11 protein-coding genes are annotated in these 12,498 nt (G+C 56.2%); 7 read left to right on the top strand and 4 right to left on the bottom strand.

All coding sequences use genetic code 11. The features are described from left to right. Positions 1-71: 71 nt before the first annotated feature. From M9H61_RS07665 to M9H61_RS07635, 7 genes are all read left to right on the top strand, one after another. The gene (locus tag M9H61_RS07665) at positions 72-617 is read left to right on the top strand and encodes a TRAP transporter small permease (RefSeq protein ID WP_101247403.1); all 546 of its coding nucleotides are present in this window, start codon (positions 72-74) and stop codon (positions 615-617) included. Continuing rightward, entirely contained in the window at positions 618-1,907 is a 1,290-nt protein-coding gene (locus tag M9H61_RS07660; protein ID WP_068517937.1) for a TRAP transporter large permease, read from the top strand. Positions 1,908-1,941: 34 nt separating this feature from the next. Beyond that, entirely contained in the window at positions 1,942-2,736 is a 795-nt protein-coding gene (locus M9H61_RS07655; RefSeq protein WP_068517938.1) for an NAD(P)-dependent oxidoreductase, read from the top strand. Between the two features lie 148 nt (positions 2,737-2,884). Next, positions 2,885-3,409: an RNA polymerase sigma factor gene (locus tag M9H61_RS07650; RefSeq protein WP_068517939.1), complete on the top strand. Its 525-nt coding sequence runs from the start codon at positions 2,885-2,887 to the stop codon at positions 3,407-3,409. A gap of 75 nt (positions 3,410-3,484) precedes the next feature. Continuing rightward, positions 3,485-4,552, top strand: coding sequence for a FecR domain-containing protein (locus M9H61_RS07645; RefSeq protein ID WP_250284286.1), 1,068 nt, complete (start codon positions 3,485-3,487; stop codon positions 4,550-4,552). Positions 4,553-4,660: 108 nt separating this feature from the next. Next, the gene (locus M9H61_RS07640) at positions 4,661-7,060 is read left to right on the top strand and encodes a TonB-dependent receptor (protein ID WP_250284283.1); all 2,400 of its coding nucleotides are present in this window, start codon (positions 4,661-4,663) and stop codon (positions 7,058-7,060) included. A gap of 79 nt (positions 7,061-7,139) precedes the next feature. Continuing rightward, complete coding sequence (locus M9H61_RS07635) at positions 7,140-7,550, top strand: hypothetical protein (protein WP_250284281.1); 411 nt, start codon at positions 7,140-7,142, stop codon at positions 7,548-7,550. A gap of 35 nt (positions 7,551-7,585) precedes the next feature. Here M9H61_RS07635 and fhuB read toward each other — a convergent pair whose 3' ends face one another. From fhuB to M9H61_RS07615, 4 genes are read right to left on the bottom strand one after another with little or no spacing between them, the layout of a single operon-like run. After that, positions 7,586-9,571 carry a Fe(3+)-hydroxamate ABC transporter permease FhuB gene (fhuB, locus tag M9H61_RS07630; protein ID WP_250284278.1) on the bottom strand — a complete coding sequence of 662 codons (1,986 nt, stop codon included), beginning with the start codon at positions 9,569-9,571 and terminating at the stop codon, positions 7,586-7,588. Next, positions 9,568-10,503, bottom strand: a complete 936-nt coding sequence (locus M9H61_RS07625; protein ID WP_250284276.1) for an ABC transporter substrate-binding protein — start codon at positions 10,501-10,503, stop codon at positions 9,568-9,570. The genes fhuB and M9H61_RS07625 overlap by 4 nt, the downstream gene beginning before the upstream one ends. A 3-nt stretch (positions 10,504-10,506) precedes the next feature. Continuing rightward, positions 10,507-11,454 carry an iron-siderophore ABC transporter substrate-binding protein gene (locus M9H61_RS07620; RefSeq protein WP_250284275.1) on the bottom strand — a complete coding sequence of 316 codons (948 nt, stop codon included), beginning with the start codon at positions 11,452-11,454 and terminating at the stop codon, positions 10,507-10,509. A gap of 53 nt (positions 11,455-11,507) precedes the next feature. After that, entirely contained in the window at positions 11,508-12,284 is a 777-nt protein-coding gene (locus M9H61_RS07615; protein WP_068517946.1) for an ABC transporter ATP-binding protein, read from the bottom strand. Positions 12,285-12,498 lie beyond the last annotated feature (214 nt).

Here is a 12,498-nt window from a genome sequence, read left to right as displayed (position 1 = left end):
CCCTTCTTTCTGTCTGTGCTACTTTCATATCCGGCTTGGATACGGATTAATCAATTTCTGGCGGCGCATAGATGTTTTCCAGCTTTATCAATTTGATCGACCGTCTGGGCGGCGGGATAGCCGGGGTTCTCAACCTGATCGGCGGTTTGGCGCTTGTGGCGCTTATTCCCAGTTTCGCCTGGCTGGTTTTCGGACGGTATGTTCTTAATGAAACGCCGACCTGGGTTGAACAGATCTCTCTGATCCTGATCGTTCTGATTACCTTTCCTGTGGCGGCAGCCGGGATGCGCGACAACAGTCATCTTTCGGTATCGTTCTTTCGCGATGCGTTGCCTCCGAAAATTGCCGCGATCGTCGCTGCCATCAGTTATGCGGCCATGGCGTGGTTCGGATACTGGATGCTGATGGGCGGTATGGATCTGGTGGCGTTCAACTGGGCCAAGAAAATGCCGATCATCCATATTTCCGATGGCTGGCGTTCGGTGCCGATGGCGGTGTGCGGGGCGGGGATCGCATTTTTCAGCGTTCTTCACATCCTCAAGATCATTACCCGCTGGAAAACCATTTCCAATGCGCGTTTTTACCACGACGATTTGCTGAACAAGGACGTTGAATAAATGGGCATGACCATTCTTCTTGGCGTATTTGCCATCGGTATCCTGATTGGCATGCCCGTTGCCATTGCACTTGGCATCGCAGCCCTTGGGGCCTTCTTTTTCGAAGGTCTGCCAACCCTGATCGCCTTTCAGCGGATCGGGTCGGGTATCTCGGCCTTTTCGCTTCTGGCCATTCCGTTCTTTATCTTTGCCGGTGAGCTGATGCTTCATGGCGGGATCGCCTCACGGCTGGTGCAGTTTGCAACCGCCCTTGTCGGAAGCCGGCGTGGCGGTCTTGGCATTGTGAACGTGTTTTCATCGATGCTGTTTGGCGGTATTTCCGGATCGGCCGTTGCCGATACATCAGCCCTTGGCTCGATCCTGATCCCGGTGATGAAAAAGGAAGGCTACCGCGCCGATTATGCGGTCAACGTTACCGTGACCTCATCGATTGCCGGCATCATGATCCCGCCAAGCCACAACATGATCCTGTATGCGGTGGCCGCAGGCGGGGGGATTTCGATTTCCAAGCTGTTCATGGCCGGTGTCGTACCGGGCATTATCATGTGCCTGTTGCTTGGTCTTGCCACCTGGCTTGTTGCGATCAAGCATGGCTATCCGGCTGAACCGTTCCCGGGCTGGCGGGTAGTCTGGCAGACTGCGGTGCGGGCCATTCCGGGCTTCTTTACCGCCGTGATCATTGTTGGCGGGGTTCTCAGTGGCGTGTTCACGGTCACGGAATCCGGTGCAATCGGGGTTGCCTATGCGCTGATCATTACCGGGCTTGTCTATCGCGAACTCAGCTGGGCGGGGTTTGTTGCTGCGGTCAAGCAATCGGCCAAGACAACGGCGCTTGTCATGTTGCTGGTCGGCTGTGCATCGGCCTATGGCTATATGTTGGCTTTCTATCAAGTGCCCGATGCGCTGGCCGATGCGATTACCGGGATTACTGACAATCCGATCATGGTGTTGTTGCTGATCAATGTCATGTTGCTGATTGCCGGCATGATCATGGATATGGCGGCATTGATCCTGATCTGCACGCCGATCTTCCTGCCGCTGGCGGTTCAGTTCGGCATGGATCCGATCCAGTTCGGCATGGTGCTGATGATGAATTTGGGCCTTGGCCTGTGTACGCCGCCGGTCGGGTCGTGCCTGTTTGTCGGCTGCGCGATTGGCGGGGTGAAAATCGAAAAGGCGGTTCAGTCGATCTGGCCATTCTATCTGGCGATCTTGAGCGCGCTTTTGCTGACAACCTATATTCCTGCGATTTCGATGACGCTGCCCAATCTTGTATTTGGCGCCAATTGATCGCGGACAGACACGCATATCAAAGAGGATAAAGATGAAACGTTTGCTGATTACCGGTGCTGGTGGCAACCTTGGGAAAATCTGCCGCGAAGGGCTTAAGGGCTATGCCGATGTCATTCGCCTGTCCGATATTTCCCCGATGGACCCGGCCGGCCCGAACGAGGAAGTCGTGCAATGCGACCTGTCTGACCGTGCGGCCGTGATCGAACTGACCAAGGATGTCGACGGCATCATTCATCTGGGCGGGATTTCGATCGAGGCGGCCTTTGATGATCTGCTTCAGGCCAATCTTGCGGGCACCTATAACCTGTATGAAGGGGCGCGTCAGAACGGGGTGGGGCGCATCATGTTTGCCAGCTCCAACCATGCAATCGGTTTTCACAAGCGCACCACCAAACTTGATGACAAATCCGAACTGCGCCCCGATAGCCTCTATGGCGTGACCAAATGCTATGGCGAGGCAGTGGCGAGCTATTATTACGACAAGTTCGATGTCGAAACGGTATCGGTTCGTATCGGGTCGTGCTTTGAAAAGCCGCGCGATCGCCGCATGCTGTCGACCTGGCTCAGCCCGCGTGACTTCCTGTCGCTGATGAAGGCGATCTTTGATGCCCCGATGACCGGTCATCTGGTGGTGTACGGGGTATCGGACAACAAAACCAAGTGGTGGAGCAACGATCACGCCGATTTCCTTGGCTGGAAACCGCAAGACAGCTCCGAACAGTTCCGCGCGGAAATCGAAGCCGCCTTTGGCCCCGAAGACCGTCACGATCCGGCGGTGATCTATCAGGGCGGCGGCTTTGCCGCCAAGGGCCATTTCGAAGACTGATTTCGCGTCGTCTTCGATCATTTTCCTTCTGGCAAAAGGTCCGCAATTGCGGGCCTTTTTGCTTTTGGCATTGACGGCGTGCCGGAACGAAGATAATCAAAGATGAAAATGATAACGGTTATCATTATCGAAGATCAGGTGCGGCAAAATGGCGGTCGATGACCGTTTTTGGGATTCCATCTTTCAGCAATATCATGATCGTTTGTTGCGTCAGGTTCAGAAATACCTGCCGACGCGCGACGAAAGCCATGACGTATTGCAGGATCTTTATGTGCAGCTGCGCCATCGCAATGTCGATCCGGCCCAGATTGCCAACCCGCCGGCCTATATGATGCGCATGGCGACCAATCTGGCGATTGATGCGCTGCGGCGTCATAAACGCAATCCGCTTGAATTCACCGATCCGGCCGAAATCAGCGACATGGAAGGGGCCGGGGCACAATCGGTCACCCCTGAACAGATCAGTGCCGATCGTCAGCGTCTTGATATCGTCAAGGCCGCGATTGACGAGTTGCCGCCCCGGTGCCGCGAAGTATTTTTGCTGTGCAAGCGTGACCATTTGAGCCCGACCGAGGCCGCCGAACAGCTCGGCGTCAGCCGCAATATGGTCGAAAAGCATTTGCGTCAGGCGCTTAGACATTGCAAACAGGTGTTGGCGCGCCATGAAAACTGAACATCCTCAAATGACTGCGTTAAACGTCATCAAGATAACAAACCACGCAGCCAGAAGCCGGGTATCGACTTTGCCATGACAGAATTCCGCTATCCCGAAGACTGCCAAAGCAATGAAGACATTGCTGATTACTGGGCGGTCCGCCTTGATCAATCGGATTTGACCCCGGCCGAGGAAGTCGCCTTCAGCGCCTGGCAGGATGCCGATCCGGGCAATCCGCAACGCTTGGTGCGGGCTTGCCAGATCTGGCAAAGCATGGAAATCGCCGCAGCCGAGGACGGCGCGGCATTATCCGATAGCGCCACGCGTGACACCCGCGATGATGAACCGAAACCGGTTGATCTGGCCGGTGTGCGCCGTGATCTTGAACGGTTGGGCGCGCTGGAAGGCGGCAGTGGACGGTTACCGGGCATGCGATCGGCCAAGCGGCCATTTCGCCCGGTTCTGGCAGTGCTGACCTGTCTGGTGCTGGTGGTGTTATTTGGCTATTCGGCCTTTCAGCCCGATCCCGATCTGGTTGCAGAAGCAGACGCATCGGTGGTTGGTCAGATGCATGACCTGCCCGATGGATCGAGCATCTGGATGGAGCCCGGAACCCGGGTTGCCCTGAATTACAGTGACGCCCTGCGCGACATTACCGTTCTGGAAGGCGGCATTTTCATCAAGGTTGCAAAGGATGCATCACGTCCGTTGCGCATTCACCTTAATCAGGTCACGGCGATTGCGGTTGGCACCGCCTTTAGCGCGTCGAAATGGGGCGGGCATGCGCGGGTCGAAGTATCCGAAGGCACGGTCGATCTGGAAGACCGCAAGATGCGCTTGGCGCGCCTGGTGGCCGGGCGGGCGGCATGGCAGGACGCGGACGGGGACCTTCATTTTGCCGAAGTCGCCCCCGAACGGGTTGCGCCATGGCGTGGCGGGCGCTGGATTGTTGATGATATGCCGATTGATGAATTGCTGGCGCGGATTGCGCCGCTGATGGGGGATCTGACCTTTGTTCGCGATCCGCGTCTGGGCGATATCACCGTATCGGGCAGCTTTGATATCAGCAAACCGCACAGCGCACATGATGCTTTGCTGGCTGCTTATGGTCTTGAAGAACGGGCGTTTCCCGCCGGTTTCAGAATAATTTCAAGAAAATAGAAAAAATGTGCTCCTCAAATCGGAACCCGGTTCGTCATGAGGATAATAGTGATTTGCATTATTGTCTTCGAACGATGGGGGTAAGCTTTGAAAGCTGAGAATTCTGGAATGTCGCGTCTTTGGGGAACCACGGCACTTGTCGCGACCTTGATGATGGCAGCCGTGCCGATGGCATCGGCACAGGAAGGCACAACAACACCGCAACAGGTCACGATTGCGGCGGGCGATCTGCGCGGCGCGCTTGATCAGCTGGCCGATCAGTTTGGTCTGCAACTGATTGTTCAGGGCGATCTTTCGGGTATGAGCAGCGGCGATGTATCGGCAACGCTTGACGCGCGTGATGCCTTGCAATTGCTGCTGACCGGAACCGGGTATCAGTTTGAATTCATCACCGATGACAGTGTGCGTATCGCCCCGGCAAGTTCGGGCGCGCTTGAAAATGGCGGCACCACGGTCCTGCCCGAAGTGGTGGTCAGTGCCACCCGTTCGCGCCGGTCGATCAAATCCATGTCGCCATCGGTTGTGGTGATCGGTCGGGATCAGATCGAAACCCAGATGGCCAAAAGCAGCGACATCACCAATGTCATCCGCAACACGGTGCCGGGTTTCATGTTTGATGATCAAAGCCTGATTTCGAGCACGGAAACCTTCCGCGGGCGTGATGTCCAGGTGCTGGTTGACGGGGTGTCGCGCAACACGCCGCTTCGAAATACCAGCCGTATCCTGTCAATGATCGATATTGCCCAGGTCGAAAGCATCGAAGTCATTCCGGGGTCAAACGCGCTGAACGGGGATGGCGCGACCGGGGCGACCATCAACATCATCACCAAAACCGGCGAAGTCGGAAATAACAGCTTTGTCGTTGACGGGCATGTCACCAGCTATGCCGACGATATTGATGACAGTTTCTCGCCGTCGCTGACATTGTCGGGCAGTGGGGGTGTCGGTGCGGTCGATCTTGCCGCAAGCGTCACGGCATCGAAATCGGGTGATGCCTTTGACGGTTATGGCAATCAGGTGCCGTCGGATGCGATGCTGGGGCAGGGCGGTTTTGACAATGCCGAAGACCTCAACCTGTTTGGCAAGGCGGGGCTGACCGTTGCCGAGGGTCATCGACTGTTTCTGTCGTCCGAAGTCGTCCGGTTTCGTCAGGATATCGAATATTATCCCGACCTGACCACCGATCCGGTCTCGGTGGATTATGACAATCCCTATCTTGCCCAGCCGCTGGAAGATGAAAGCCAGTATTTCACCGGCGGATATGAATATGATTTCGGCAAGATCGGGACGGGCGACCTTAAACTGTTTTACAATGACAGCTACAAACAGGCCGCACGCGCCGATTACCATGCCAGCTATAACCCGGCACTGGTGGCACTTGCCAATAGTGGCGCTGTCGAAGACCCGCTGGGCCAGTCGGTAATTGATACGGTCAAATATGGTGTGAAGCTTTCGACCGATACCAGCCTTGATCCGGTTTATGACGGCCTGACCCTGACATGGGGTGGGGATTTGACCCATGATGACATCAAATACCGCACGATCAGTGGCCGCGATATCGGCGCACCGATGGAGCAGGATGGCAAGGCTGTCTTTGCCCAACTCAGCGCGCCGGTTACGCAGTTTGTCGATCTGTCGGGCGGGGTGCGTTATGAAAAATATGATCTGACGGTCAAGGATTTCCTGCGTCCGAACTATATGCGCTATAACGCCGGTGTCGGTCAGGCGATCCTTGCCGCGGCGCAATATACCGGTGGCAATACGACCTATAGTGCGGTGACCTATAACGCATCGGCAGTGGTGCACTGGACCGACCGGATCGATACGTCGCTTAGCTATAGCGAAGGTTTCTCTGTACCCGATGTGGGGGCCTATACCCGCCGTGCCGGTTTCAACGGCGTGCCGATGAATTTCAGCGCCCTTGATGTCGAAGCATCCAAGGTCAAAACCTATGAACTGGCGGCACGCTATAACGGGCCCGATTTCCGCACGACCGGTGCCGTTTACATGAGCACCAATGAACGCGGCGATACGTTCGATGCCTCCACCAATGCGCTTAGCCAGCAAAAGGAACGCATCATCGGTGCCGAACTGACCGGTGAATATGATGTGACCGAAGATACCTATGTCGGGGCCCTGGCATCCTATGTCGAAGGTCGTTACGACAGTAACAAGAATGGCGATCTTGACAGCTGGTTGCCCAATAACCGCATCCCGTCCCCGTTCCGCTTTACCGGCTATGTCGACAGCTATGTCTGGGGCGATCTCAATATGCGTTTTGACGGCACCTATACTGCGCCACGCACCAAGATCGACAACAAGAAAGTCAAATCCAGTCTGGTTTTCAATCTGATGGGCAACTATCCGGTGCTTGGCGGCACGGCGCGCTTCGGGGTCGAGAACATCTTTGATGCCAGCTATGAAAACCCGGCGGCATCGGCCCTTCGCGGGTATTCGGTTGCCGGGCACGGACGCACAGTGACCATCGGTTTCCGGCGCGAATTCTGATCGCGACCGGTTACGGCAAAATTTGACCTTTACGGCCTGGCGGGATACCCGCCGGGCCCTTTGCACAAGGAGACCGGCGATGTTTCGTTCAAGCCAGCCCGCAGCCGACATCGTGCTGTTTGAAATGGTTGATCGGCAAAGTGATGCGGACGGGAAATCCTATCTGGCAGCGTTGCACGACCTTGCCCGGCGTCAGGACCCGGCAATCCTGATCCTGCGGGTTGCCGGCATGACCGAACAGGATCACGAAACCCGCAAACAGGCGGCTGCCTGGTTCAAGGAAAATCGCGACCGGCTTGGCATGTTCGCCAAGGGCCTTATTCGCGTCGATGAAGGCCATGACCATGGCGACGGGCATCTGCATGTTGATGATGCCCATGACGTCGAAAACAGCAACTTTGCCCGCATGCTGCCATTCCCGGTCAAACATGTGACAAGCCTTGATCAGGCGTTTGCACTGGCGCAAAACTGGCCGCCCGAACCCGGTTGATCTAGCGCGTTTCGATGCGTGTGATATCGCGGTGATTATCGTTTGCGCGCAGCCAGAATCATGAAATAGCTGGTTCCGATCAGGGCCGCGATCAGTCCGGTCGGAAGCTGTGCCGGATAAATCAGGTTACGTGCCAGCCATTCGGCCACCATCATCACATTGACCCCGATCAGGACCGCACCCAGCAAATGCCCGCCCGCCAGCCGATACCCGGCAACCCGGGCCAGATGCGGGGCCATTAGCCCGACAAAACTCAGCGGTCCGACAAGCAGGGTGGCACTGGCCGCAAGGATTGCCGCCAGCAGCATCATGGCAAACTGGAACCCCGAAATGCCAAGCCCCAGCGAAACCGACTGATCGGTGCCAAGGGACGCCAGTTCAAGCGGACGGCGAAGGGCAATGGCAACAATCAGCAACACCGCCGTTACCCCGGCAACGATCATGACCTCGTTCATATTGGTGAAATAGGTCGTCCCGGCCAGCCATGACATCAGCATGGTGGTCTGGGTGCCGCTTCGGGTCAGCACAATGCGCACGATCGCCCCCAGAATGGCCGTCAGCGCCAAGCCGTTCAGCAACATGTAATGCGGTGCATGGGTAAATTTGCGACACAGAACAAGCAACACCAGCAACGATACAATACCGCCGGCCGCCCCGATCACCATCAATTCGGCACGCTGTGCGAAGCCGAAAATCGCAAGTGCGATGATCATGGCAAGGGCGGTGGCCGAACTGACCCCGGTGATTTCCGGGCTGGCCAGCGGGTTGCGCCCGACCCGCTGAATAAGCGTGCCCGAAACTGCAAGTGCGGCCCCGCAAATCATCGCGGCAAAGGTACGTTCCGAACGGCCCAGCAGAATGTCGTAACTGTCACCATCAAGACCAAGCACCGCAAAGCCGTTGCCATCAAGCGAAATGAACAGCGAGAAACCGATACCCAGAACAAGCGTGATGCCCAGAATGATCGACAGACCCAGCTTGGAAACGATTTCCTGATCGCTGTGCTGATCTTCGCTTTGGGTGCCGGGCATGATCCGTGCCTTGCGCAGGATCAGGATGATGAACGGTGCCCCGAACAGCGCGGTCGCAGCCCCGGTCGGCAACACATCCCCGCCAAGACCGTTAAACTGTCGCACGATGAAATCAATGATCATCAGCACAAACCCGCCGGTCAGCACCGAATAGATCATAAGATCACGTGACCGGGTCAGTCCTGCGATCCGCAGGGCGGCGGGCACGGCAAGACCGACAAAACCGATCAAACCGGCAGCTGAAATCACCGATGCGGTGATGAAAACCGCAAAACCAAGGATCAGCAACCGCAACACCGTGACCTTGGCCCCCAGCGAATTGGCGGTGTCATCTCCCAGTGCCAGCAAATCAAGCGGCCGCGACAGGGCCAGCACCGCAATCATGCCAATGATTACGCGCGGCAGGATAAATTGCGTGGCTTCCCAGCCATTCTGGGCCAGATCACCCGCCCCCCACATGAAGACCGATTGCAGATATTGTTCGTTAAACAGCAACACGATCTGGGATGCGGACTGCAACAGCAGATTGACAATCATGCCCGCCAGAATAAGCCACAGCGTCGCATTGCCGCGTTTTGATGCAATCAGATAGACCGCACCAAGCGCAATCATCCCGCCTGCCAGGGCAAAGGCCTCCTGAAAGATGGCCATTGATGCCGGTGCGACAAGCAGGAAAATGGTCAGGGCAAATTCAACACCGGCCCCGACGCCAAGTGTCGTCGGCGATGCCAGCGGGTTACGCAGAACAGTCTGGATCGCCGCCCCGGCCAGAGCAAGGCCCGCCCCGCACAGAAACGCCATCACAAGGCGGGGCAGGGTGCTGTAATGAAACAGGATCTGGTCAAAGTCGGTTTCATCGGGGCTGAACATGACCTGTGTTGCCAGTCCCTTTTGCAGGAACGGCCAGAAATCAGCGATCAGGATACCAATACAGGACAGACCAAGCGCGACCAGCAAAGCAGCCGGAATGTTCGAACGGGTGTTGGTCATTGATGCGGGCCGTTCTCGATGCTTTCGGTCAGAAGTTTCGCAAAGCGAAGCGATGACGGAACCCCGCCATACATCCAGACAACCGGAAGCTCATAGACGCGGTTGTTGCGCGTGAAATCCATGAATTTCCACATCGGGGATGCGAACATCTTGTCCAGAATGGCATCGGGCACCGGGTTGGTATAGACGACACTTTGCTTGGCATAAGGGGCAATCAGTTCAAGACCGCCACGGGCAAAGCCCCATTTGTTGACTTCGCCGTGAAAGGCCATCGGCACATTCATTGCGGCCATCACCGAACCGGGCAGGCTGGTGTCGCCGAACATGCCGATCGTGCTTTCATCAAAGAAATAAATGATATTAAGTTGCTGATCAGGGCCAAGGGCCGCACGGGTGCGCGCCCCATATTCGGCCAGTTTCGCATCGACATCGGCCAGATAGGCCGCACCTTCGGCTTCGCGACCGGTGGCCTTGGCGATTTTGCCAAAAACTTCGCGTGCGGCCTGGAATGCCGGACGGTTTTCTTCAAACATCCGCAATTGCAAAACCGGCGCAATTTCCGACAGTTTCTCATAATTGATCCCGATATCGGGAATGGTAATGATCAGGTCGGGCTTTGCCGCGCGCAAGGCTTCAAGATTGGGCGATGATCGTTGCCCAAGATCGACAAATTCATCGGGCAATGCCGGTTCTTCGACCCATTCGACATAATCAACCGGGTCTGCAACCGCCACCGGATCAAGGCCAAGTGCAATCACGGTTTCGGTAAAGGCCCAGTTGATGGTGGCAACGCGCTTTGCCGGCCCCGGCAGTTCAAGCGTTCCGCGTTCATGTTCAATGCGGATCGGATCGGCATGGGCCGATGTCGCACTTACGACGCAAAATGTAGCGGCAACTAAAAGCCCGCCCAGAACAGTACGCAACAAAGCCATGGTTTATGATCCGCTTGCGGTGGTCGGGGTGCCGGTTACGGCATCGGCCAGCAGTTCGGCAAAGCGTGCCGCCGACAGGACCCCGCCAAAGGTCCAGCTTGATGGCACGGTATAAACATGACCATTGCGTGCAAACGGCATTGCCTTCCAGATTGCGGTGTCAAAGAGGCGGCTTTGGACCGTCGGGGCAATCGGTTCGACATAGGCAAAATGAACATCGCCAAGTTTGGCCAGATCGGAAACATCGCCGTTATGGAATGCCCAGCCATTGACCTCGCCATCCCAGGCATTGGCAAATCCCATCCGTGCCAGAACCGACCCGAACAGTGATGTGTTGCCGTGAATGCGGAAATGGGCTTCGTCAAGGATACGGACAACGGCGAATTTGGCATCATTGCCGACCTTGTCGCGGATGCGTTTGGCCGCGGCATCAATCCGGGCATTGACCGAGGTGATGACTTCTTCGGCCTTCTCGGATTTGCCCGCCAGTTTGCCAATATTGCGCAGCAGTGTTTCGGCCCGGTCAATGGCGGGTTCGCTGCTTCCGGTATTATAGATCGAATAGACCAGTGTCGGCGCAATGGCCGACAGCTTGTCATAGGCCATCGCCACATCGGCACTGATGACAATGGCGTCTGGTTTGGCTTCGCGCAGGGCTTCGAAATTGGGTTCGCGCCGGGTGCCAAGATCGGCAAATTCGGCCGGAAGTTCCGGTTCAACCACCCACACGCGATAGCCGTCCGCTTCGGGAACGGCAACCGGATCAATGCCCAGTGCCAGGAAACTTTCGGTCAGCACCCAGTTTGATCCGGCAAAACGGGTCGGCGTGCTGTCAAAGGTGACGTCGCCCATTTCATGGGTCATGGTCTGGGCGGTGGCGCCCATCGATGACATGGCGGCAATCGTTACAAGACAGCTTGCCGCAAACTTGCAAATCAGACGGGTGCGCATATGAATGTTCCTGATCCCTGTTGGCTGATCCGTAACCCTGTCGTCACAGCGCACTAGGCGACATAACTGACGAAACGGTCATGGTCCGGCAGATGGATGACATCAATGTCGGTTTGGAAAATGTCGCGAAGTGTTTCGCCCTGCATGAAATCGCGTGCGTTGCCCTGCCAGCAGGTCCGCCCGCCGCGCAATGCGACGATATGATCGGCAAAACGCCCGACCATGTCGATGTCATGCAAAACGGCAATCACGGTCAGATTGTTCTGGTCTTTCAGATTGGCGACCAGTCGCAGAATGTCGCGCTGATGGCCGACATCAAGGGCCGATGTCGGTTCGTCCAGCAACAGCACCGGCGCATCCTGGGCAAGCAGCATGGCAAGCCACACACGCTGGCGTTCGCCGCCCGACAGGCTTGCGACCAGACGGTCGGCAAAGCCGGTAACATGAGTCAGTTCCATCGCCTGATCAATCTTGGCATGGTCTTCGTCGCGGTAACGGCCAAATGCCCCGCGCCAGGGATAACGACCAAATGCCACCAGTTCGCGCACACTCAGATGCGGCGGAACCACCGGATTTTGCGGCAAATAGGCAACCTTGCGGGCAAAATCGCGCGTGCCATGATCTTCAAGAACCGCATCATCAAGGGTGATGGTGCCGGCATGCTTTTTGTTCTTGCGCGCCAGAAGCTTCAAAAGCGTACTTTTGCCCGATCCGTTATGGCCCACAATGGCGCTGAACGCACCGGTCGGAAAATTGACCGTAATGTCATCAAGCAGCGTTTTGGGATTTTTGCCGTCACTCTTGAAGATGACGTCTTTCAGATCGAACATGTGCTGAAAACTCGTAAAAACTGTAATCGGGCCGAAGTCCTTGAACCTGCTGGCCGGGATATCGACCCGGGACGATTGAAAACAATCGTCCCAATGTGAGAATGCCTATCAATTACTTGCAGAAAATGCAACCGAGTTGCGATTGCATTTGTTCAAAATCTTCGCGGTAAATTAAATCATCATACAAAATGACTTTTCAGAAGTTGCCATTCCG

Origin of the sequence: Thalassospira sp. GO-4, assembly GCF_023588965.1 — a bacterium.
Classification (GTDB): Bacteria; Pseudomonadota; Alphaproteobacteria; order Rhodospirillales; family Thalassospiraceae; genus Thalassospira; species Thalassospira povalilytica.
The sequence above is the reverse complement of the archived record's forward strand: the minus strand, read 5'-3'. Positions and strand labels throughout refer to the sequence as shown.